Annotated in this window: 19 protein-coding genes; 13 read left to right on the plus strand and 6 right to left on the minus strand. The window is 63.5% G+C overall.

Translation table 11 applies throughout. The features are described from left to right. Positions 1–43: 43 nt before the first annotated feature. Positions 44–958: a formyltetrahydrofolate deformylase gene (gene purU / locus ACFRJ9_RS12435; protein WP_377668181.1), complete on the minus strand. Its 915-nt coding sequence runs from the start codon at positions 956–958 to the stop codon at positions 44–46. A 120-nt stretch (positions 959–1,078) separates the two neighbouring features. Here purU and ACFRJ9_RS12440 point away from each other — a divergent pair, with 120 nt between their 5' ends. Together ACFRJ9_RS12440 and pdxS are read left to right on the plus strand one after the other, a co-directional pair. Then, a complete protein-coding gene (locus ACFRJ9_RS12440; protein ID WP_377668184.1) occupies positions 1,079–1,759 on the plus strand; it encodes a GntR family transcriptional regulator in 681 nt (226 codons plus the stop codon). A 163-nt stretch (positions 1,760–1,922) separates the two neighbouring features. Continuing rightward, positions 1,923–2,837, plus strand: coding sequence for a pyridoxal 5'-phosphate synthase lyase subunit PdxS (gene pdxS, locus ACFRJ9_RS12445; RefSeq protein ID WP_377668187.1), 915 nt, complete (start codon positions 1,923–1,925; stop codon positions 2,835–2,837). Positions 2,838–2,913: 76 nt separating this feature from the next. Here the strand turns inward: pdxS and ACFRJ9_RS12450 are convergent, their stop codons facing one another. Next, the gene (locus ACFRJ9_RS12450) at positions 2,914–3,846 is read right to left on the minus strand and encodes a LysR family transcriptional regulator (protein ID WP_377668189.1); all 933 of its coding nucleotides are present in this window, start codon (positions 3,844–3,846) and stop codon (positions 2,914–2,916) included. Positions 3,847–4,004: 158 nt separating this feature from the next. On the opposite strand from ACFRJ9_RS12450, the gene ACFRJ9_RS12455 reads away from it, so the two are divergent. Then, positions 4,005–5,309 carry an SRPBCC family protein gene (locus ACFRJ9_RS12455; protein WP_377668192.1) on the plus strand — a complete coding sequence of 435 codons (1,305 nt, stop codon included), beginning with the start codon at positions 4,005–4,007 and terminating at the stop codon, positions 5,307–5,309. Then, complete coding sequence (locus ACFRJ9_RS12460; protein WP_377668195.1) at positions 5,306–6,715, plus strand: ferredoxin reductase; 1,410 nt, start codon at positions 5,306–5,308, stop codon at positions 6,713–6,715. Before ACFRJ9_RS12455 ends, ACFRJ9_RS12460 begins: the two co-directional genes overlap by 4 nt. A gap of 77 nt (positions 6,716–6,792) precedes the next feature. Here the strand turns inward: ACFRJ9_RS12460 and ACFRJ9_RS12465 are convergent, their stop codons facing one another. Genes ACFRJ9_RS12465 through ACFRJ9_RS12475 form a run of 3 tightly spaced genes read right to left on the minus strand, consistent with a single transcriptional unit; the run spans position 6,793 to position 9,923 of the window. After that, the gene (locus ACFRJ9_RS12465) at positions 6,793–7,515 is read right to left on the minus strand and encodes an alpha/beta hydrolase (RefSeq protein WP_377668198.1); all 723 of its coding nucleotides are present in this window, start codon (positions 7,513–7,515) and stop codon (positions 6,793–6,795) included. 12 nt (positions 7,516–7,527) lie between these two features. Continuing rightward, entirely contained in the window at positions 7,528–8,580 is a 1,053-nt protein-coding gene (locus ACFRJ9_RS12470) for an LLM class flavin-dependent oxidoreductase (protein ID WP_377668201.1), read from the minus strand. After that, complete coding sequence (locus ACFRJ9_RS12475; protein WP_377668204.1) at positions 8,577–9,923, minus strand: O-acetylhomoserine aminocarboxypropyltransferase/cysteine synthase family protein; 1,347 nt, start codon at positions 9,921–9,923, stop codon at positions 8,577–8,579. The genes ACFRJ9_RS12470 and ACFRJ9_RS12475 overlap by 4 nt, the downstream gene beginning before the upstream one ends. A 276-nt stretch (positions 9,924–10,199) precedes the next feature. Here ACFRJ9_RS12475 and ACFRJ9_RS12480 point away from each other — a divergent pair, with 276 nt between their 5' ends. From ACFRJ9_RS12480 to ACFRJ9_RS12520, 9 genes are all read left to right on the plus strand, one after another. Next, a complete protein-coding gene (locus tag ACFRJ9_RS12480; RefSeq protein ID WP_377668207.1) occupies positions 10,200–11,552 on the plus strand; it encodes an LLM class flavin-dependent oxidoreductase in 1,353 nt (450 codons plus the stop codon). Between the two features lie 61 nt (positions 11,553–11,613). Next, the gene (locus ACFRJ9_RS12485; RefSeq protein ID WP_377668210.1) at positions 11,614–13,155 is read left to right on the plus strand and encodes an ABC transporter substrate-binding protein; all 1,542 of its coding nucleotides are present in this window, start codon (positions 11,614–11,616) and stop codon (positions 13,153–13,155) included. A 73-nt stretch (positions 13,156–13,228) separates the two neighbouring features. Next, on the plus strand, positions 13,229–14,275 hold the full coding sequence (locus ACFRJ9_RS12490; protein ID WP_377668213.1) for an ABC transporter permease: 1,047 nt from the start codon (positions 13,229–13,231) through the stop codon (positions 14,273–14,275). Further along, entirely contained in the window at positions 14,272–15,147 is an 876-nt protein-coding gene (locus ACFRJ9_RS12495) for an ABC transporter permease (RefSeq protein ID WP_377668216.1), read from the plus strand. The genes ACFRJ9_RS12490 and ACFRJ9_RS12495 overlap by 4 nt, the downstream gene beginning before the upstream one ends. Continuing rightward, positions 15,137–15,976 carry an ABC transporter ATP-binding protein gene (locus ACFRJ9_RS12500; RefSeq protein ID WP_377668219.1) on the plus strand — a complete coding sequence of 280 codons (840 nt, stop codon included), beginning with the start codon at positions 15,137–15,139 and terminating at the stop codon, positions 15,974–15,976. The genes ACFRJ9_RS12495 and ACFRJ9_RS12500 overlap by 11 nt, the downstream gene beginning before the upstream one ends. Then, positions 15,969–16,841, plus strand: a complete 873-nt coding sequence (locus tag ACFRJ9_RS12505; protein ID WP_377668222.1) for an ABC transporter ATP-binding protein — start codon at positions 15,969–15,971, stop codon at positions 16,839–16,841. The genes ACFRJ9_RS12500 and ACFRJ9_RS12505 overlap by 8 nt, the downstream gene beginning before the upstream one ends. After that, positions 16,838–18,211, plus strand: a complete 1,374-nt coding sequence (locus ACFRJ9_RS12510; protein WP_377668224.1) for an NtaA/DmoA family FMN-dependent monooxygenase — start codon at positions 16,838–16,840, stop codon at positions 18,209–18,211. The genes ACFRJ9_RS12505 and ACFRJ9_RS12510 overlap by 4 nt, the downstream gene beginning before the upstream one ends. 49 nt (positions 18,212–18,260) lie before the next feature. Continuing rightward, positions 18,261–19,652: an aminotransferase class I/II-fold pyridoxal phosphate-dependent enzyme gene (locus ACFRJ9_RS12515; protein ID WP_377668226.1), complete on the plus strand. Its 1,392-nt coding sequence runs from the start codon at positions 18,261–18,263 to the stop codon at positions 19,650–19,652. 328 nt (positions 19,653–19,980) lie between these two features. Further along, a complete protein-coding gene (locus ACFRJ9_RS12520; protein WP_377668228.1) occupies positions 19,981–21,120 on the plus strand; it encodes an ABC transporter substrate-binding protein in 1,140 nt (379 codons plus the stop codon). A gap of 69 nt (positions 21,121–21,189) precedes the next feature. On the opposite strand, the gene ACFRJ9_RS12525 is transcribed toward ACFRJ9_RS12520, so the two are convergent. Next, positions 21,190–22,461, minus strand: a complete 1,272-nt coding sequence (locus ACFRJ9_RS12525) for a glycosyl hydrolase (RefSeq protein ID WP_377668231.1) — start codon at positions 22,459–22,461, stop codon at positions 21,190–21,192. Between the last annotated feature and the right edge of the window lie 265 nt (positions 22,462–22,726).

Below are 22,726 nucleotides of genomic sequence, written 5' to 3' on the forward strand. Positions count from 1 at the left end.
CTGCTGAAGCTTGTGATTTAGGCTGAGGGCTTTTGTGGTGGGTCTAGCGGAAAACGACTGTGCTGGTCTGGTCCAGGAGTACGCGGTGTTCGCAGTGCCACCTGACAGCCCGGGACAACGCCAGGGCTTCGGCATCCTGGCCAATTGTCGAGAGAGTGGTGGGCCCATAGCTGTGGTCGACGCGAATGACTTCCTGCTCGATGATCGGTCCCTCGTCCAGGTCCGCGGTCACGTAGTGGGCGGTGGCGCCGACGAGCTTTACTCCGCGGTCGTAAGCCTGGTGATAGGGGCGTGCGCCCTTGAAGCCGGGAAGGAATGAGTGGTGGATGTTGATGGCGCGTCCTTCGAGGGCGCGGCACAGGTCATTGGAGAGGACCTGCATGTACCGGGCCAGCACTACGAGGTCCACGTTGTATTCCTCCACCAGGTCCAGCAGCCGCTGCTCGGCGTCTGACTTGGTATCCGGGGTGACGGGAATGTAGACGAAGGGCAGTCCCGCTGCCTCGGCCATGGCGCGGTGGGTTTCGTGGTTGGAGGCAACCGCTACGAGGTCCCCGCCAAGGCTGCCGCCCCGCCAGCGGAAGATGAGATCGTTCAGGCAGTGCCCGAACTTGGAGACCATCACCAGGACCCGCTTCTTGGTTTGGTCGTGGAAGCTGAACTTCATCTCGAAGCGGTCAGCAATCGCGCTGAACTCCTCTTCGAGCCGCTCAGGGGAGTAGGACAGCGGGCCGGAGAAAGCGGTCCGCAGGTGCAGCGTCTGGCGGAGGCCGTCGTCGAACTGTTGGTGCTCTTCGATATTGAACCCGCGCTCGAAGAGGAAGGTGGTGACTGCTTGAACGATCCCGGCGCGTTCGACGCACGACAATGTGAGTACGAATTTCTGTGCCTGCTCTTCGTTGAGCATTTCCTGCTTCGGCTGGGTGCTTACGGGTGAATCTGTCGCCATGAGGGTCATGTCGCCTCCTTAAGATATATTCCTGAGTCCTGAACTGATATATTAGGATTGAGAATCAGCGTATACTGGTGACTCGGGCAGGTCAATAGATTTTTCGGTTTTGAAGAAAGGGCTGACGCTGTGGCTTTTGGAACTCTGGCAATCCCTGGCGATGCCATAAAGAAGTCCCTGGCAGACGTTGCCTATGAGCGCCTTCGCGACCGACTGCTGATGCTTGAGATCAAGCCCGGTGACTTGCTGAATGATGACCAGCTGGCCAAGGATCTCGAGATCGGACGCACACCAGTGCGGGAAGCTCTGAAGAGGCTTGAGCTGGACCGGCTGGTGATCACTTATCCGAGGCGGGGTACGTTTGCCACCCGCGTTGAAGTCACGGACCTGGCCTTCATTTCCGAGATTCGGGCCCAGCTGGAACCCCTGGCAGCCGCCCGTGCAGCGCGGGTTGCTTCTGCGGCAACCAGGGAACATCTGCGCGAAGTGATGCGCGCAGTGGAGGAATTTGATGTCAGCGCCGCATCAGTGGTCGAAACTTTGCGGCTGGACGCCAGCGTTCACCAGGGAATCTACGCGGCGGCCGCCAACCCGCACCTTGAGGATGTGCTGATTCGCTACGACAATCTGGCAACGCGCATCTGGTGCATGGTCCTGGATCGGCTGCCCGATCTTGAGCACCACGTCCGTGAGCACTTGGACCTTCTGAGGGCCGTCATTGACGGAGATGAAGAAAAGGCTGCCGACCTTGCTCGCGTCCACGTCAGTGGCTTCGAGCACGCAGTGCGCCAGGCGCTCTTTGCGGCCTAGGTTTTTGATGCCGTTTGGCGTTGTTGACTCCACGCGCCGGTGATTGCATACTGAACCTTCCAGCTAATATATCACTCGGATATCACAAATGGCCGTTAACTGCCCGGCCGGTGGATCCGGGCGCCAGAGAAGCAATCACAGCCTTCAGCCCTTGGAGTATCACGTGCCTACAAGACCCCTCCTTTTCGAACACATCCCGCTAACGGGCAGCAGCCGCGTTAAGCGGGGCATGGCTGAGATGCTCAAGGGCGGCGTCATCATGGACGTCGTTAACGTCGAGCAGGCCCGCATCGCCGAGGACGCCGGTGCCGTAGCCGTCATGGCGCTCGAGCGTGTCCCGGCCGATATCCGCGCCCAGGGCGGCGTGTCCCGCATGTCAGATCCGGACATGATCGATGCGATCATCTCCGCCGTGTCCATCCCGGTGATGGCCAAGGCCCGCATCGGGCATTTCGTCGAAGCCCAGGTCCTGCAGTCCCTCGGTGTTGACTACATCGACGAGTCCGAGGTCCTGACCCCGGCCGACTACATCAACCACATCGATAAGTGGAACTTCACCGTCCCGTTCGTCTGTGGTGCCACCAACCTGGGTGAGGCTTTGCGCCGCATCAACGAGGGCGCGGCGATGATCCGGTCCAAGGGTGAAGCCGGTACCGGGGATGTTTCCAACGCCACCGGGCACATGCGCCAGATCCGTGCCGAGATCGCCAAGCTCGCCGCCCTCCCGGAGGACGAGCTCTATGTTGCGGCCAAGGAACTGCAGGCCCCGTATGAGCTGGTCAAGGAAATCGCTGCCACGGGCAAGCTCCCGGTGGTGTTGTTCACCGCCGGTGGCATCGCGACCCCGGCTGATGCTGCGATGATGATGCAGCTCGGCGCCGACGGCGTGTTCGTCGGTTCGGGTATCTTCAAGTCCGGCAACCCGGCAGAGCGTGCCGCCGCCGTCGTCAAGGCCACCGCCTATTACGACGATCCCGATGTCATAGCCAAGGTCTCCCGCGGCCTCGGCGAAGCAATGGTCGGCATCAACGTCGACGACATCCCCCAGCCCCACCGCCTCGCAGAACGCGGCTGGTAAGGATGTGCCCGCCCGGCGGGCGCTGACCGTCATCGGTGCTGGGACCACCGGCCGCGCCGCGTCGAGGATGCGGACTTCACAGGTCGTCTTCGGGACGGGCGGTGAGGATTCGATGGGCGCTGCTTTGCAGGATGCCGAGGGACTCCTGGATAAGGGGCGACGCAATGCTGCCCCTGCGCACCGCAGCGACAATTCGGCGCGCGGGCTTCCCTTTGCCGGTAATACGGAGTCGGACCACGTTTTCGGCGCTATGCAGGGGCGCCAGCCGCGGCAGCAAGCCCACGCCCAGCCCGGCACCCACAAAAGCGATTTGGGTTTCCCACTCGACGGCCTCGTGGGCAATCCGCGGTGTCACCCCGACTGCTGTGAACGCCGCGGTGAACAGCGAGTGGTAGGTGGATCCTGCGGCCTCCGTGATCCACGGTTCCGACGCCAGCTCTTCGAGTGTCACCGTTTCCCGCGATGCCAAAGCATGGTTGGCGGGAATGATCACATCCAGCGGATCGTCGAGAAGAACGGTCTGCTCGAAGCGCGGATCGTCCTCACCGTAGGTGTCTGACTGCATGGCGACGATGACCGCGAGGTCGATTCGCTCGGCAACCAACAAGTCGAAGCAGCGGGCCGGGTTGGCCTCAAGTACCTGGACTTCCAGCAGGGGGTGTGTTGAGCGCAGCGTTGCGGCCAGCGGCGCGAGCAGCTGGGCGGCCGCCGTCGAGAATCCGCCGAGGCCAAGGCGGGACTGAACCTGGTCGCCGGCCTCCATGGCTGCGGCTCGGAGGCTTTCCCATTCCGCAATAAGGGTGTCCGAGCCTTCCACGAGAAAGCGGCCTGTGGCCGTCAGCCGCACCCCCCGGCCGTCCTTGGTCAGCAGCTGCATTCCCAGCACGCGCTGGAGCTCGCGCAATTGCGCGGAGACGGCTGACGGGGAATACCCTGTGAGCTCCGCGGTCGCGCCAATGGTCCCGCACCGGGCAAACACTCGAAGTGTGATGAGTCTCGCATCGATCATGCACCTATTGTGCACGGATATCTTCCAAATCTTGCGCTTTTGTTGCGGATCAATGATCCCTAATCTCGTACTACGAAGACTTCGACAACGCAGGTCGCGATGATGCACCTGCGGTCCCCACAAAATGCACACTCACCCAGCCTCCCGGGAGGAAACCCATGACTGCTCCAGTGAACTTGCCCCTCAAATCACGCGGAAAACTCGCTTCATCATTGCCTGCTGAGCAGCTGGCGGAAATCGCGGGGTTGTTCGAATTCCGGCGCACGGGCTATTCCCTCGATGCCCCCTTCTACACGGACGCGACGATTTTCAAGATCGACATGGAAGCCATTTTTGGCGAGCACTGGATTTTTGCCGGAAGCGTCGCCGAGCTCCCGGAGCCGGGAGACTACATCACCGTCGACTACGGGCCCTACTCCCTGATCGTGCTGCGCAACGACGACGGCGGCGTGAACGTCCTGCACAACGTGTGCCGCCACCGCGGCGCCCGCGTCCTGACCGAACCCACCGGGTCCACAGGAAACCTGGTCTGCGGCTACCACTCGTGGACGTACTCTCCGGAGGGGAACCTGATCCATGCTTCGGCTCCGGGGGAGACGAAGTTCGACAAGGGCTGCTTCGGCCTCAAGCGGGCCCACAGCCGCGTGGTCGCCGGACTCATCTTCGTCTGCATTGCGAACGAGCCGCCAAGCGACTTCGACGAAACCTCCAAGATCTTCGAGCCATACCTCGCGCCCCATGATCTGTCGAAGACGAAAGTCGCCTACCAGCAGAACATCATCGAGGAAGGCAACTGGAAGCTCGTCATGGAGAACAACCGTGAGTGCTACCACTGCGACGGACACCCCGAGCTGGCCTGTTCCCTCTTTCCCACCTGGGGACTGACGGAGGGCCTGATCCCGGCCCACCTCGAAGAAGTATGGGACCGCAACAAGGAGGCCCAGTCATCGCTCGAGGAGCGTTGCCGCCGCTATGGACTTCCCTACGAGGTGGTCGAGGAGCTCGACACTCGCATCGCCGGAATTCGAATCTCACGTGAATCGCTGGACGGAGAGGGCGAATCCTTCTCGGCCGACGGGCGCAGGCTCTCCAAGAAGCTGCTGGGCGACTTGCCGGACTTCCGCCTTGGCCGCTGCTCAATGCACCTGCAGCCCAACAGCTGGTTCCACTTCCAGAGCGACCACGTCATCACGTTCGGCGTCTTCCCCGTCAACGAACACCAGACCTTGGTACGCACCACCTGGCTGGTAGCTGACGACGCAGTGGAAGGCGTTGACTACGATCTGGACAAACTCACCTACACCTGGAAGCAGACAAACCTGCAGGACAAGGCGTTCGTGGAGCTGTGCCAGACGGGCGCCGGCAGCCCCGCCTACGAGCCCGGACCGTACATGAAGAGCGAGTACCAGGTAGAGGCGTTCATCAACTGGTACGTACAGCGCGTGCAGGAGCACTTGGCATGATCGAAGTACTCACTGAGACGGCAATCCAGGAGCCGCAGCGTATTCGCGGCCTCGAGATGCCGTGGAACAGGGTCATGGGCAGTACCGAGGCACCCGCCCGTGCTGCCCGTGCACTGGGTCCCTGGCATCCGCAGGAGTTCATGGCCGAATGTGTGGAGACGGTTCCCGAGGCGGGCGGCCTCATGACCTTCGTGTTCCGCCGCTGCGACGGTGCGCCCCTGGCGTTCCGTGCGGGCCAGTACGTGAACATCGCTTTTCCAGTGAACGGCGAGGACCAGGACCCGGTGGACCGCAGTTATTCGCTGTCCAGTTCCCCGACTGAGCCTTGGACGTTCAACATCAGCGTCAAACGCGATGCCACCGGACTGGTGTCGCCTTGGGTGCACGAGAATGTCAAACCAGGCACTGTGCTGGAGATGCTCGGACCGGTCGGCGCATTCCACTTGCCGGATGCCGACCGGCGGGCGCGGTATCTCCTGCTTGCCGCCGGCGCAGGCATCACCCCCATCATGTCCATGGTGCGGACCATCCACTCCCTGCCCGGACAGGCCGATGTTGTGGTGCTCTACCACGGCGCAGAGGCCGGAGGCTTTGCCTTCCATCAGGAGCTGGCTTACATCGAATCCGTGGACTCGCGAGTCAAAGTCTTCTACTCGCTGGGCGACCGCAACAAACCCGAGGGGTGGGAAGGGCTCAGCGGAAGACTGACGGCAGCCATGCTGGACGAGGTGGCCCCCGATGCCAACGGCCGCCAGGTTTATGCCTGCGGCCCCGAGGGTTACTTGAATACCGCTACCGAGCTCCTGGGGAAGGTCGGCGTCGACGACACCTCCATTTACATGGAGTTCTTCTCCGGAGATCGTCAGACCCTTCTTGAATACCAGGCAGAACTCGCGCTGGCTGTGGATATTGCCGAAGAAATCGCCGAGGAGATCGCCGATTCCGCCGAGGACTACTACGAGAGCCAGCCCGCCGCATTCGGGCTCTACGAACCCGGCTACGACGCCGAGGGAACGCTGAAGGCCACGGGGTTGCCGCTGGAAACCGTCGACCCGGACGCGTCCGAAGCCTCCGACGGCGGTTCGGCTGCGGGAGCGGAAGCCGCGCCGCCCGATGCGTCGAGCTTCGACACGGTGGGAACGGGAAGCCTCACTCTGTCCTTCATGCGCACCGGCATCAATGTGCGCATCGAGCCCGACGAGCACATCCTGGGTCCGGCCCAGCGTGCGGGCGTCAGGATCGGCGCGAACTGCAAGGAGGGCATGTGCGGCTCCTGCAAGGTGGTCAAGCTGTCCGGGGAGGTGGAGATGAACCACCAAGGCGGGATCCGTGCACGGGAAATCGATGCGGGCAAGTTCCTGCCTTGCTGCTCCACCGCGCGGACTGACATGGTGATCGATGCCTAGCCGGGAGTGGTGCCTGCCGGGTGTTGGACGTGCCGGGACGCCGTCCGCGCCGCGGTAAAGCGAAGATTGCTCGCGTGCTACTTGAGGTTGGGTCCTCCGGTGCGAAGGTCTTCAAGGAACAGGACCACGGTGGCGGCGACGCTTCGGTGGGAGACGTCATTGAAGGCGTCCCTCAGCCCGCCGGTTGTCTCCACAAATCGCCCCCGAGGCAGCCTGGCTGCCCAGCGGGCGGCGTCGGCGGCTGGCACGACGGGGTCGGCTTCTCCATGAAAGACCAATACCGGTGGGGCGACTGTTTCGGGTACCGGGAGGTCAAGGTGGCCAAGAGGCGCGGCCAGGGCTCCGGGGTTCAGGTTTGCTGTGTCTGAGAACAGCCCGCGATGCACCGGGCAGGCGCTCCGTGCCTCGGCGTCCGGCAGCGCTGTTACCGCGGTTCCGAGGGGGAGCGCGGCGACGATGATCGCGTCGGGGCGGGCCTTGCCTTTCGGGCCCGGTGCGCCCGCTGCCAAAGCGGCGGCCGCACCGGTATCCGATCCGACGATGACGCGAGGCGTGCGCGGGTCCGATGAGGCCAACAGCTCTGCGGTCCGTTCGCGTCCTTGGCCTGAACTGCCGGTCTCGACGACGTGTACACGGTATCCGTCGCTGGAGAGACGTCGGCCGAGCCGCGCATAGATGCCCGAGTGTTCCCCGCGGCCGGTCAGCACTATCAGTGTGCCGCGAGGGTTCACTCCGGCAGGGGTTTCCCAGAATGCCGAGCCGATTGCCGGCTCTGTGTCATGGGTGGTGACGGCTGTCATGAGTGGACCTTCCTAGGAGACTGCAGCTGCGGTGCGGGCCGGGTTTCCAACCAGCGGGAACAGCTGCTCGGCGATTCGTTCCAGCTCGGAGTGCAGCGGCGAGGATTGGATAAGCAGGAGGCTCACTCCGGCGTCTTGGAAAGCGTTGATCTTCTCGGCCACCTGCTCCGCTGTGCCGACGAGATTGGGGCGCAGGCCCCGGGTGCCTACGGAGTATTCGCGTTTGGACAACTCGATGTCCAGATTGGAGTGCGCCACAAATTCTTCGAAGGAGGCGTAGCCGGGGGAGGAAGGGTCCACTGTGGTGATCCGATCCAGTTCGGCCTGGGCCTCGGCTTCTGTGTCCCGGATGATGACGTAGGCGCTCATTCCTATTTGTTCGAAGTCAGCGCCTTGAAGGCGACGGCGGCGGGCGTTCAGGTCGGAAGTCTTGGTACGCAGCTCCTCCACGGTTCCTCCGTGCGTGACATAGGAGTCGGCGAACGCGGCGATGGCTTCACGACCGCCTTCCGATTCTCCGCCGGCGTAGATGTGCGGCCTGTGGCTAGGTTTGGGGGAGAGTACGACGTCGGCGAGGTCGTAGTATTCGCCGGACTGGCTGAAAGGGGTGGTGCTCCACAGGCCCCGCAAGGCATCGACGAACTCTGTGGACTGCACGTACCTTGCGTCGTGTTCGGCGAATTGGCCGCCATACTGGCGTGCTTCTTCGGCCCACCAGGCAGACACGACATTGAGTGAGAGCCGGCCGTTGCTGATGTCCTGAAGAGTCGAGACGGTCTTGGCGGTCACCGCGGGGTTGTGGAAGCCGGGACGGATGGCCGTCATGACCTCCAGATTTTCGGTGACGGCGGCGATGGAGGCCGCCAACGACCACGCCTCCAGGCTGGGCGCGTCAGTGCCTTTGCGGTCGTTGAGGTACAGCTCGGGTACCAGTGTCAGCTCGTAGCCAAGCCGGTCGGCGCGGAGGCTGACGTCTTTGACGTACTTCCAGGTGGCGGACATGTCTTCTTGCTCCACATTGCGCAGGAAACCGCCGTAGACGGGCGTCCAGTATCCGAACTTCATGCTTTCTCCTTGGGATTGCGGGCGGTGCCTGATGTCTCGAAGGCGGCGACGGCGTCGAGGGCGCCTCGGAGATCGGCGATCAGGTCTCCGACGGCCTCGAGGCCTATCGAAAGGCGGATGGTGGTGGGGCCGATTCCCGCGGCAGCGAATTGTCCTGCCGTGAAGCGGCTATGGGTAGTGGTGGCCGGGTGAATGACCAGCGAGCGGGCATCCCCGATATTGGCGACCAGCCGGAAGATCTCCAGGCTGTCGATGAACGGGCCCACGTGGGCCGGTTCGGCGGCAAGGTCAAAGGAGAACACTGAGCCGATGCCGTCGGGGAAGAGCCGTCCCGCGTCGCCGTGTTGCGGGTGTCCTGGAAGGCCGGGGTGGTGGACACGGGTGACAGCCGGGTGGGCGTCGAGGAAGCGGGCTACCTGCAATGCTGAGTCGGTGTGGCGGCTGATCCTCAGGTCCAGGGTTTCCAGGCCCTGGAGGATCTGGAAAGCGTTGAAAGGTGACAAGGATGGTCCTAGGTCGTGGACGACGCGCGCCCTGGCCAGTGTCAGGAACGGTGTCCGCGCTCCGGTGAAGGCGTCGTTGAATACGATGCCGCCAAAGCGTTCGTACGGTTGGGTATAGAGGGCCCAGCGTTCGGGGCGGGCTCCGAAGTCGAAGTTCCCGGAGTCAACGATCAGTCCTGCCAGGGACGTGCCGTGGCCGCCAAGGAACTTGGTCGCCGAATAGACCACTACGTCTGCGCCATGCTCGATGGGTCGCAGCAGTACCGGGGTGGGGACGGTGTTGTCCACAACCAACGGGATGTTGTTCGCGTGTGCCGTCTCCGCCAGAACCCGCAGGTCCGGCAATGAAGCCACCGGATTGCTGACGGATTCAACGAAGAAGGCCCGCGTGTCCTCACGTACGGCCAACTGCCAGGCATCGGGATCCAGCGGATCAACCAAAGTGACATCGATCCCGAAGTCAGGGAACGTGTCGGTGAGGAGATCCACGGTGCCGCCGTAAAGGCTGCTGGAGGCCACTATGTGCTGGCCGTTGCGGACCAACGCAAGAAGCGCGACGGCGACTGCAGACTGTCCAGAGCCCGTCGCCAAAGCGCCGGCACCGCCGTCGAGGTCTGCTATCCGCTGTTCCAGCACGGCGGCTGTCGGGTTGCCCGCCCTGCCGTACAAATTGCCGGTGCGGCGCAGCGCGAAGATCTCCTTGGCGGCCTCGAAGTTCTCGAACTCGAACGCGGCCGACTGGTAGATCGGAACCACCGCAGTGTTCTGGACAGTCCCTGGCACATACCCCGCGTGGATCTGGCGGGTGGCCAGGCTGAGGGCCTCATCTGAGGTTGTCACGGAGTTCCTTTCAAGGGGCTGGCGAAACTTTGTTTGCGGTTTCGAGTATTTGTTTGCCGAAACAAAAAGGCCAATGTTTTGTCTTCGTGCGACTTTTCAAGTCGTTCTGTTTCCCCTTGCGTCGCCGGAATATCGCCTTTGTTCACGGGAATTCATCACTGTTCACAAAGGTTGCCGAGGCTTCTTTCATGGCCGAACAATTGCCCTCAAGATCGTTTCGTTTCCGGTTGTGGGCCGCCATGTAGCGCCAAACCCAATTTTGTTTGGAGGATTGTTATGACTGAACGTCAGCTCAAACTCGGTGCCGTACTGATGGGTGTCGGCGGCCCGGGGGACCAATGGTCCTGGCGGAGTCCGGAGATCCCCGGCGATGCCAGCGTGAACATCGACTGGTACACCGCCCTGGCCCGCCAGGCCGAAGCAGCCAAGTTCGACCTTCTGTTCATTGTGGACAGCCAATACATCACCGACCGTTCCCCGAACCACTACCTCAACCGCTTCGAACCGCTGACGCTGCTCTCGGCACTGGCCCTGGTAACACGGAACATCGGCCTGGTTGCCACCATCAGCACCTCCTACAACGAGCCATTCAACGTGGCACGCCGGCTCGCCTCGCTGGACTTGATCAGCAAAGGCCGGGCCGGATGGAACGTCGTGGCCACCGGGGACGGCGGAACTGCCCGCAACTTCAGCCGGGATGAACACTACGACTACGAACACCGCTACGGCCGCGCACTGGAGCACGTGCAGGTCGCCCAGGGCTTGTGGAACTCCTACGAGGAGGGCGCCTTCCCCCGTGACAAGGAAGCCGGCGTGTTCTTCGATCCGGCCAAGCAGCACAAGCTCGACCACGCCGGCCGGTACTTCCAGGTGGAGGGTCCACTGAACCTGGACCGCTCACCGCAGGGACAGCCGGTGATTTTCCAAGCCGGCGACTCGGAAGAAGGACGGCAGCTCGGGGCCGGCATCGCGGACGCCATCTTCACCCATGCAGCCACTGCGGCAGAGGGAAACGCGTTCCGCGACGACATCCGCCGCCGCGTCGCGGACGCCGGACGGGACGCCGACCAGGTCCTCATCATGCCCGGGGTCAGCCCCATCATCAGGGACACTGTGGAGGAAGCCCGCGCCCATGAAGAGAGCCGCCGCGAGACCTCCACCCTGGAGCAAAAGATCGCCCTGCTCGGCAGGCCCTTCGGCTGGCACGACTTCAGCCAGTACGACCTTGATGCCCCCTTCCCTGAACTCGGGGACCTGGGCAACGACAGCTTCAAGACCCACGCTGACAGCATCAAACGCACCGCCAAGGAGAATTCCCTGACCTTGCGTGAAACCGTCGAGCACCTCTTCGGCTACAAGCCGGGCCCCTTCGTGGGGACAGCCCGGTCGGTAGCGGCCGAGATCGAGGAGTGGTTCCTTGCCGGTGCCTTCGATGGGCTGAACATCCACATCACCGCTCCGAGCGAATTCGCCCGTTTCAATGACGAAGTCCTCCCGATCCTGCGTGAACGCGGGATCGTGCCGGAGGACTACCGGGGCACCACGCTCAGGGAGAACCTCGGCCTGCCCATCCCCGCCAACGTCCATACCCAGGCGGCGGCACCCGTCCTCGCAGGCACCCCCAGCTAACCCATCGCACCATCACAGGCCGAAGCATCCGGCCCGGAAAACACCCAACAGGAGCACACTCGTGAAACTAGGAAATCAGCGGCTCATCCGCGCACTGGCGGCCGGAATGGCAATAGCTGTTCTCGCCACCGGCTGCGGTGGTAACGCCGAATCAGCGGAAGGGAGCAAAGAACCCGCTGTCGTTAAATGGGCGTTCAGCCTGCCGACGTCATGGGACCCGGTCACCAGCCGTACCGGCAACGACATCAACACCATCAGCCTCGCCTACGCGTCGCTGACCAAGCTCGACGCTGAAGGCAACGTCCAGCCTGCCCTCGCCGAAAGCTGGAAGTACAACGCCACCGGAACCGCGGTCACGTTCAAACTCCGCGACGGCCTCACGTTCACCGATGACACCAAACTCGACGCCGACGCCGTCAAGAAGTTCTACGACCGCGGCAAGACGCAGAAGGACTCCTTCCTCCGGGACCAGCTGGCCACCGTGAAGGACATCACCGTGGACAGCGCCCTCGAGGTCACCCTGCACCTGGCGGCACCGGACTACCAGATCCCTTACTTGGTGGCAGGACGCACGGGGGCCATCTCCAGTCCGACGGCAGCCGCGACGGACACGGCCAAGTTGAGCCTCTGGCCTGTAGGTGCGGGTCCGTTCGAGATAGTCGACTTCGTTCCTGAATCCCACGCCTACTTCAAGAAGAACGAAGACTACTGGGACGCGGCGAACATCCACATCGACCGGTTCGAACTTTCCCTCGCTCCGGACGCGGCAACCTTGGTGGCGGGCGTCCAGTCCGGATCCATCGACGTCGCCACCCTCCCGGCACGCAAGGTGGACGAGGCGAAAGCCGCTGGCCTGTCGGTCGACATCAAGCCCTCGCTGGCCGCCAGCGATGTCTCCATCAACCTGAACAAGGAACCCTTCAACAACCCCAAGGTGGTTGAGGCGTTCCGGTATGCGTTCGACCGGCAGGAATTCGTCAACGTCCTCACCGCCGGCCACGGCAGCGTCACCCACCAGCCGTTCCCTGACGGGTACGTCGCTTTTGCACCCGAGGCCGAAAAGCTGTGGGATTACGACGCCGACCGCGCGGCAAAGCTTCTCGACGAAGCCGGGTATGGCCCCGGAAAGCTTTCGCTGACCATCACAGCGGGCGCATTCAGCGAAGCAGCTGCCGAGGTTGTCCAGGCACAGTTGAAGAAGATCGGCGTGACCTCGGACATCAAACTGGTACCGGCAGGATCATCCACCTGGCAGAACGAGGTCTACATCGCCAAGAACCCGGTCCTTGCCGTGGATGGAACCATCGGCCGGGAATCCCCGGTGCAGAACCTGCTGGCCACCTACGGGCCGGAAGGAATCATGAACCTGAGTGGTCCGCATGCTGATTCGGCATTCCTCAAAGCCCTCGACGTCGTGCGGAACACACCCCTGGACTCAGCGGAGTACAAGGACGTCCTGCACGCAGCCGTCGTCGAAGGCGTGAAGCAGTCACCCACGAACTACCTGTACAGCAACCCGTGGGTAGTCGTTTCCAACCCGAACCTGGCCAACCTGCAGATCCTCCCATCACAGATCCGCTGGGAAGGCGTCACCGTCAAGTAACCCCTGGTGGTGCGGGAGCCGGTTCCTCCCGCACCACAACGGCCCTCCCGATCCCCGTCCCGGAAGTGAACGCATGAGCACCCTCACCACAACCCAACGCTGGTCCCCGGCGCCAAGACCGCAACCCCGGTCCGCGTCCGCGGTGCGTCGCGCCCATGCGGCCACGGCAGTTCGCTGGTTGCTGTCCACAGTGGCGATCGTTGTCCCGGTCTTCGTGTTCTCAACGCTCATCACGTTCCTGCTGGGCGCAGCCAGCGGGCTAAACCCCGCGGCAGGGATCGCCGGGGACGAAGCAAGCCCCGAAACCATCGCCCGCATCAACGCCGAATTCGGATTGGACCTTCCTGTCTGGCAGCAGTATGCGAACTGGATGGCAGGGATCTTCACCGGGGACCTCGGCATTTCCTGGTTCAACAAGGTCCCGGTCAGCGAACTCATCGGACAACGGCTCGCTGTCAGCGCATCCGTGGCCGGGCTCGCCCTGGTCATCGGAATCGTTCTCGGGGTCCTCCTGGGGTTGCTCGCGGCCCTGAAGCAAGGCACGTGGATTGACCGCACAGTCACGGCCTTCACCTCCATCGTCTCCACCCTGCCACCGTTCGTCCTGTCCATCGGACTCATCATCGTCTTCAGCCTCTGGCTGCGTATCCTTCCCTCCGCCGGTTACGTTCCGCCATCGGAAAACCTTGGGCGCTGGTTCTCGCTGATCATCATGCCGGCCCTCGCCCTCAGCGTGGACGTTGTGGCCGACATTGCCCGGCAACTGCGCACAGGCATGGTGGAGGCGCTGCAACAGAACTACATCACCGGAGCCGTGGTCCGCGGACTCAGCCGGCCCCGCATCCTCTTCGTCCATGCCCTGCGCAACGGAAGCTCACCCGCGCTGGCAATTCTCGGCATGAAAATTCCAGCCCTGATCGGCGGTGCAGTCGTCACCGAAACGATCTTCACCATGCCCGGCTTCGGCACACTGTCAGCAACGTCCGCCCTCCGCGGGGACGTCCCGATCGTGCAGGGCACACTGGTGGTCGCGATCATCTTCGTGCTGATCTCCAGCGTCCTCATCAACATCGTCCAAGGCGGGCTGCAACCAGCCTCCCGGAGGAGAAACCAGCCATGACCGCCACCTTCCTCCGCTACCGAAGCGCCCGCGTCGCCCTCATGGTGCTGGCCGCCGTCGCGATCCTTGCCATCTTCGGACCGCTGCTGGCCCCGCAGGACCCGTTGGCACAAAACTCTGCACAGATCCTCAAGGGAACCAGCGCCGAGCATTGGCTGGGGACGGACGCCCTGGGCCGGGACGTCTTCAGCCGCCTGCTCGCCGGATCCACCGTCTCGGTTCTTGCCGCTTTGGAGGCTGTCGCCGTCGGATTGGTCCTCGGCGTCGTACCGGGACTGTTCTCCGTCTACTTCGGACGGTCCTTTGAATGGTTGTCGCTGCGGTTCATGGATGCCCTGATCACGCTGCCGTTCCTCGTTTTCGCCATCGCGATGACCGCCCTGCTCGGCAACGGCCTCGTCCAGGCGATGTTCGCCGTCGGAATCCTCATAGCCCCCGGTTTCTACCGGGTGGCCAGGGCCTCCGCCCTGAACGTCGCCAACTCCCAATATGTTGAAGCTGCCCGGCTCTTCGGCGCCTCGACCCGGTGGGTCGTCGCCAGGCACGTCCTGCGCAAGGTCCTGCCGGCGGTCGCCGTGACCACTGCGTCCATGACAGGCGTGAGCCTGGTCATCGTTTCTTCCCTGACGTTTTTGGGCATCGGGATCGTTCCACCGGAACCAACGTGGGGCGGCCTGCTCGCAACAGACCTGCAAAACCTCTACCAGCGCCCCTACGGACCGCTTGCACCGGCCGCTGTCATCATCGCCACCGTCTGGGCACTGAACGCCCTCTCGGACGCACTCCGGGACGCCACCGGGCAACCAGCACGGCAAGCTCCCGCAGCTTCCCCCGCACCGCGACGAAAGGCAGTGACGCAACATGCCAACTGACCACACCACCAACGGTGGGCCCGTGCTGGAAGTTTCCGGCCTCCGCCTCAGCACCGAAGACGGAACTGAACTGGTCAAGGGTGTCTCCTTCACCGTCCACCACGGCCAGACCCTGGGCATCGTCGGTGAATCCGGCAGCGGAAAATCCCTGACGTGCCGCGCCATCCTCGGAATCCTGCCTGACGGGCTCGCTGTCACTTCCGGTTCCATCCGCTTCGGCAGGCACGAGCTCACCGCGTTCGAACCCAAGGACTGGAGGCCGCTCCGCGGATCCAGGATTTCAGCGGTCTTCCAGGACCCCGCCTCCTACCTCAACCCCTCGCTGACCGTCGGGAACCAACTGTCTGAAGCGCTCCGCGCAACCCTGGGGATGTCCCGAAAAGCCGCCAAAACACGGGGACTGGAGTTGCTCCGCCACCTCGGGCTGCACGACGCAGACGCCGTCTACCGGCAGTACCCCTTTGAACTCTCCGGCGGGATGCTTCAACGCGTTCTCATTGCGATCGCGGTCTCGGCCAGTCCCGAACTGCTGATCGCCGACGAAGCCACCACCGCACTGGATGTCACCGTGCAGGCCGAAGTGCTCGACCTCCTGGAAGACCTGCAGACCGAACTGGGCCTGGCCCTCGTCCTGGTGTCCCATGACCTCGCGGTGGTCGCCCAGGCCTGCGACCACATCATCGTCATGCGGGACGGTCACATCGTGGAGGCCGGTCCAACAGCGCAGGTCCTGACTCAACCATCCCACCCGTACACCCGGCTGCTCGTCGAGAACCACCACCGTTTCGGCATCGAGCGCTTCCTGACCAAGGAGGAGAGCCTTGCCTGAGACAAGTGTTCGCGAACCCCTGCCCATACGGCCGCTTCTTGAGGTGGCCGGCGTTGAGGTTGCGCTCGGCCACGGACACAAGCGCAAGCGCATCCTGCACGGCGTCGACCTGACCATCGACCCCGGGGAAGTGGTGGGCCTCGTCGGCGAGAGCGGCTCCGGCAAGACCACGCTTGCCCGGGCCATCCTGGGCCTGCTCCCCGTCACCGGGGGCACCATCCGCTTCCAAGGCACCGACATCAGCGCCCTCAAGGGTCGCCAACAGCGCGAATTCCGGCGCCGCCGATCCCTGCAGTACGTCTTTCAAGACCCCCTCCTCAGCCTGGACCCGGAAATCAGCATCGGTGAATCGATAGCCGAGGGACTCTTGGTCCGTGGCGGGCTGAGTCCGTTCGAGCTCAAGGCCAAGGTGGCCGAGAGCCTGCTGTCCGTGGCGTTGGACCCGGACCTGGCCGAACGCCGCCCGCATGAACTCTCCGGAGGTCAACGTCAACGGGTCACCATCGCCCGGGCACTGGTGCTGGAACCCGGCCTTCTGCTTCTGGACGAACCGGTCAGCGCCCTGGACTCGGCAAACCGCATCCAGGTCCTGGAACTGCTCCTGGGGCTCCGGGAATCCAAAGGTTTCGCCCAGCTCTTCATCTCGCACGACCTTGGCTCGGTCGCCGGGCTCGCTGACCGGGTGGTGGTCATGTACAGGGGAAACGTCGTCGAACACGGGCCCACCCACGAAATCCTGAACGACCCACAACACCCCTACACACAGCTCCTGGTCGGGTCCGCCCCGACGCTGACCACCGGCGCGGTCTCACGGCAACGCCGGCGCGAACTGCGTGAAGCCCTCACCCTGGAAGCAGCACGATGAGAATCAACAATGACCAGACTGCACCCCCGGCTGTGGACGGGCGGCGGGCACTCAAGCTCGGGGCCGTCCTGCACGGCGTCGGAGGCGCCGAAGACTCGGAGTTATGGCGCCACCCCGAGATCTCCACGACCGCCAGCGTCAGCATCGACTGGTACGTTCGGCAAGCCCGGCAGGCCGAGGATGCACACTTTGACTTTGTCTTCATCGTCGACAGCCAGTACATAGACCCCGGCTATCCCAACCATCACCTGAACCGGCTGGAACCGACAACCCTGCTTGCCGCCGTCGCGGTCAACACCGAGCGCATCGGCCTGGTGGCCACGGTCAGCACCACCTACTCCGAACCGTGGGACATCGCCCGACGTTTGGCGTCCCTGGACCTGATCAGCGATGGCAGGGCTGCCTGGAACATCGTGACCAGTTTCGACCCGGGTACCGCAGGCAACTTCAGCCGCGACAGCCATGGCGACTATGCCACCCGATACCGGCGGGCTACAGAAAGCATCGACGTCGTGACCGGGCTGTGGGACTCGTACGAAGACGACGCGTTCGCCACCGACAAGTCATCCCAGCGATTCCTTGACCCCTCGAAGCTCCACCGGCTGGAGCATGTTGGCGAATTCTTCTCCGTCACGGGGCCGCTGAATGTCAGCAGATCGCGGCAAGGACAGCCGGTCCTTGTCCAGGCAGGGACCTCCGAGCAAGGCCGCGAGCTGAGCGCCACCAAGGGTGAAGTCATCTTCAGTTTCGCCAAGACGAGCGACTGGGCGTTGGACTTTGCCGCCGATGTCCGGGAACGGGCCGCAGCGGCCGGCCGAAACCCGCAGGACCTGCTTTTCATTCCAGCCCTGGGCGTGACCATCCGCGACACCGACGACCAAGCCCGACGGGAAGCTGACCGACGCCGGGAGGACGTGCCCTTGGAGCGCCGCCTTGCAACACTCAGCCGATTCTTCGGCGGCCACGACTTCACCGTGTATGACCCTGATCAGCCGTTCCCGGACCTCGCCGCCGCCGTCGTCTCCTCCACCACAGCTGAAGTGATCACGCACGCCCGCGAAGCGGGCCTGACGCTACGCGAAACCATCCTGCTGCACCAAGATACCTACGCCCACTTCTCCGGCACGGCGGAGACTGTCGCCGCCGAGATCGAACGCTGGTACCGCCTCGGCGCGGCCGACGGGTTCAACCTCTTTGTCAGCGACCCCGAAGACTTCCGGCGCTTCCGGCAAGACGTTGTTCCGTCCCTGGTACGGCGGGGAATCTTCCGTGAAAACTACGAATCCGACACCTTGCGGGGCAACCTTGAACTCGCCGTGCCGTTGAACAGGCACGCCAAAGCCGTGCCTGCGGAGCCCGTCCGGGTTTGAGCCCAGGCTGCGGTACCGTTCACATAACATTTCGGAAGGACATTCACACGTGGTCGTGCAAACCCTGCAGAGCGGCGGAGCAACAGAACGGATCGCGCAACGGATCACCGGCCAAACGGCTGAAGCCATCGCGTCCTCGCTTGCCGGAATGATCCTTGATGGAGAGCTGAAACCGGGTAAGCAACTTCCGACGCTCCGGTCCTTGTCAAAGACCGCAAAGGTACCCCTGCACTTCCTCGCGGACGCTTGGTCAGTGCTCAGGGACCGCGGCCTCATCGTCACCCGCGGCCGGGGAGGCAGCTTTGTGGCGGACCCGCACCATCCGAAAACGCCCGACGGCGGCATCCTCACGGCAGCGGCTCCACGGTTCCCAGGTTGGCAGCAGACGGACTTGGTGAGCGGTCAGGCCGACCTCAGCCTGCAACTGGACCTGAGGGACGCCCTCCTGGCCGGACTTGATACCGATAACCTTCACGACATCCGCCGCGACCAGGTCACAGTGCCCTTGAGGGAAGCCCTGGAGCGCACGTGGCCGTTTCCCGCCCAGGAATTTTCTACCGCCGGGGGTGGAACCGAGGCCGTCCTGTTGTCCATCGAAGCGGCCGCCCCTCCGGGCTCCGTGGTGGCGATCGATGAACCTGTCATCCCCGGCATCGCGGACACGATGCGAGACCTTGGCATCACCCCGATCGGCGTCGCCTGCGATACGGAGGGCCCCATCCCGGCCAGCCTGCTTGCGGCACTTGAACAACACCCCACAGCCTTCGTTTACCAGCCCAGCGGACCGTTCGGACGAAACCACGCGGTCACCCAGCGACGCGCCAACGAGCTTGCAGCCCTCCTCGCGGAAACAGAAACGTGGATCATCGAGGACGACTCCCTTGGCCCCCTGGCGGAGGACGATTCTGTCAGCATGGGCGCGCTCCTGCCCGATCGGGTCTTGCGTGTCAGGTCCTACTGCAAGGCCTACGGCATCGACCTGCGCACCTCAGCGCTGGGTGGCAGTGCCGAACTCATCAAACGGGCCCGCGCCGCACGCAGCCACGGCATAGCGGTCAACAGCCGGATACTCCAGAACGCCCTCGCTTACCTGATCGACGGCGAAGCGACCACCCTCGCCATCCAAGCGGCCCGCCGGGCCTACTCGCGCCGCCGTCGAAATCTCTTGGAAGCCCTGGACGCTGAAGGACTGACGGCCGAGGCGTCGCCGGAGGGCCTCATGGTGTGGGTCGAAGTGGCCGATGAAACCCGTGCCCTGCTGGACCTGGCAGCCCACGGCATAGTGCTGGGGGAGGGCCGGCGTGCTTTCCTCGAAGGCACCACCCGCGGCTATCTGCGCATCGCCGTCACGCACCTGCCCGACGATTCCCGCCTTATTGCGGAGCTTGCCGGGACCATTCGGCAAGCTGCTGCCGGCGAGCTCCGCGCATATCTCAACTAGGTCTCCTGTCTGGACGGGACGCCTGCCTTGGATGACGTTTCTTGTCTCCACATGAAGCCGCACGTCGATGCGTTAATGCGCGCGTCCCCTCGTTACCGGTGATGTCACGTCCCGTTGTCACGATGCAGCGGCGTACGTAATCTCAATCCATGCATCGGCTCTGAAGAAGAGCAACAGTCCGCCGCAAGAGGATCCCGAAGAGGACGGTCAGGCTTACCCGCCGCCGTCCCTCCGGGTGTCGGCGGATCATCCCCTGCATCCTCATCACATCTCCGTTCCAAGGCCTGGAGCTTTTGCAGGCCTGCACTCTTCCCGAAGGAATACCTCCGTGTCATCACCCCAGGACAGCTCGTCCACTCGCATCGTCGCCGGTCAAACCCCGGCCAAGCCCAAAGGTCGTCGAAGCCTCCAGATCGGTTTGGCGGTGGGCATCGTCTTGCTGATCGGTGCCGGCGCTGCAGTGGCTTCGGCTGTGTCGCAGAACAATAACCAGGCCGCTCCGGTTCCGGCGACGACGCCGGCTGCTGAGTTGAAGCTTGGCTATTTCAGCAACGTCACCCACGGCCCGGCGTTGGTTGGCACCAGCAAGGGCTTCATCGCCAAGGAACTGGGCCAGACCAAGCTCAGCACGCAGATCTTCAATGCCGGTCCGGCCGCGATCGAGGCCCTGAATGCCGGCGCGATCGATGCCACGTACATCGGCCCGAACCCGGCCATCAACTCGTTCGTCAAGAGCAACGGCGAGTCCATCAGCATCATTGCCGGTGCGGCCTCGGGCGGGGCGCAGTTGGTGGTCAAGCCGGAGATCAACTCCGCGGCGGACCTCAAGGGCAAGGTGCTGGCCACGCCGCAGCTTGGCGGTACCCAGGACGTGGCCCTGCGCGCGTGGCTGGGGGATCAGGGGTTCAAGACCAACACCGATGGCAGTGGTGACGTCAACATCAACCCGACCGAGAACGCGCAGTCCTTGAAGTTGTTCCAGGACGGCAAGCTCGACGGCGCGTGGTTGCCGGAGCCGTGGGCCTCGCGTTTGGTCCTCGAGGCCGGGGCCAAGGTCCTGGTGGACGAGAAGGACCTCTGGGAGAAGGGTGAGTTCACCACCACCATCTTGATCGTGAACAAGAAGTTCGCTGCCGAACACCCCGAAACGGTGAAGGCGCTCCTGAAGGGCCACGTGGAATCGGTGAACTGGCTGAACACGGCCTCGGCCGAGGAGAAGGCGAGCACCATCAACGCTGTCTTGAAGGACACCGCGGGCAAGCCCCTCCCGGCGAACGTGATCGACCGGGCGTTGAAGAACATCACCTTCACCACGGATCCGCTCGCCGGAACGTACAAGAAGCTGCTGCAGGACGGTGTTGACGCCGGCACCACCAAAACCGCCGACATCAACGGCATCTTCGACCTCCGCGCCCTGAACGAGGTGGAAGGCAAAAAGACCTCCGCCGCAGGACTCGGACAAGAGTAGGCTCGGACGCCCAAGCTGCAGACCCGCCTAAGAGGTGCCCGGGAGAATTCTTCCCGGGCACCTCTTGGCTTAATGCTTGAATTCCCCGGATGCGACGTCGGCGACGTTCAACACCGCGGTGATGCCCCGGGCCGCGAGGTGATCGTGGTCCTGCGCCTTGCCAGCGAGCACAACGGCAGGTCGCTCGCCGGCCATCGCCAGTGACATCCAGGCCTCGAAGAACATTCCACCGGGGGCGCATTGGGCGCGGTCCGGAGCGGTGCTTTCATTCCCGACGTCGAGCACAAGCGCTGCGGATCGCGGCCTGGCGGTGACGGGCTGTTCCCTGTTCTGGCGGGCGAACTCGGAGACTGCTGTTCCCTGGGGCTTGACCTCCTGGTTGTTGGCCAGCAGGCCCAAGCTGTATTCGAGTTCCGGGAAGTCCAGCAAGGCGCGGTCTACATCGTGGGAACACCACCAAGTGACGCCCCAGAGGTTCTCGCAGTCCAGTGCGTACTCGAGCGTGCGGCGGGAGAATTCGGCGGCGTCGGAGGCTGCAACATGCGGGCTGGGCGCCCCGACTTCCTGCAGCCAAATCTGCCCGGCGGGGTCCGGAGCCCAGCTGCGGGCCAGCTCGATCAGGTACTCGGCCAAGCGGAGGCTCTGTTCGCTCATGCCGCCATAGGTCTGGGCGGTGTTGTTGAATACCCAGGAGTGCACGGTGGGCATGGAGCCGTATTGCAGGGCGGTGCCGGGGTTGAAGCCGTGCCGGCCGTCGAAGAAGGCGGCGTCGTACTCGGAATGGTGGTGCCGGGCGTTGGGGGCTCCGGCGGCGCAGGCTGCCAGCATGGTGGCCACCCAATGTTCGGCTTCCTCCGGCGTGGCTTTGCTCTGCTGTGGATGCACTGCAGAACTGAACTGGCTGAATTCATTGCCCAGGCTCATTCCCAGGAAGTTGGGGCGGTCCGCCACTGCACCGGCCAGCGCCGTCAGGTAGGCAGCCTGGCCGTCCAGGATTTTGGGGTCTGTGAACAGGTTCTTTGCGTGCCACGTCTGGGTCCAGGCCGGCAGGAAGTCAAAGCTCGACAGGTGCCCTTGGAGGCCGTCCACGGAAACGTCGAGGCCCCGTTCGGCGGCCGCGTCCACCATGGCGCGGAGGTCTTCCAGTGACTGGCCCCTGATCAGCGAGCGGTTCGGGTGGAAGTGCGGCCACAGGGCAAACACCCGCACATGGTCCAGCCCCAGCCCGGCGATGGAGTCGAGGTCGTACCTGATTTCGTCGATATTGAAGTCCAGCCAGTGGTGGAACCATCCCCGCGATGGCGTGTAGTTGGCCCCAAACCGCGTTTGCTTCTTATACATGCCTGCCTCGTTCGTTATTCCAATCCGCCCGCTGGGCGGAGGAAGGTGTGCTGGGCAACATCATTTCAGGTCTCTTCGCGTCCCTGCTGGAAGGCATCCGCACCGTGGTTTAAGCTGTGGTGTCAAAGGGGGAAGCAGTGCTGGATGCGGTCAGTCTGAAACTGGCTTTGGGCGTAGTGACGTTCACGCTGTGTTTGCTGTTTTTGGGGTCGTTCAGGCGGACCCGGTCTCCGTACACCGGTTGGTGGTGTCTGGCGCTCGGATT

Origin of the sequence: Paenarthrobacter sp. NPDC056912, from assembly GCF_042786555.1 — a bacterium.
GTDB lineage: Bacteria > Actinomycetota > Actinomycetes > Actinomycetales > Micrococcaceae > Arthrobacter.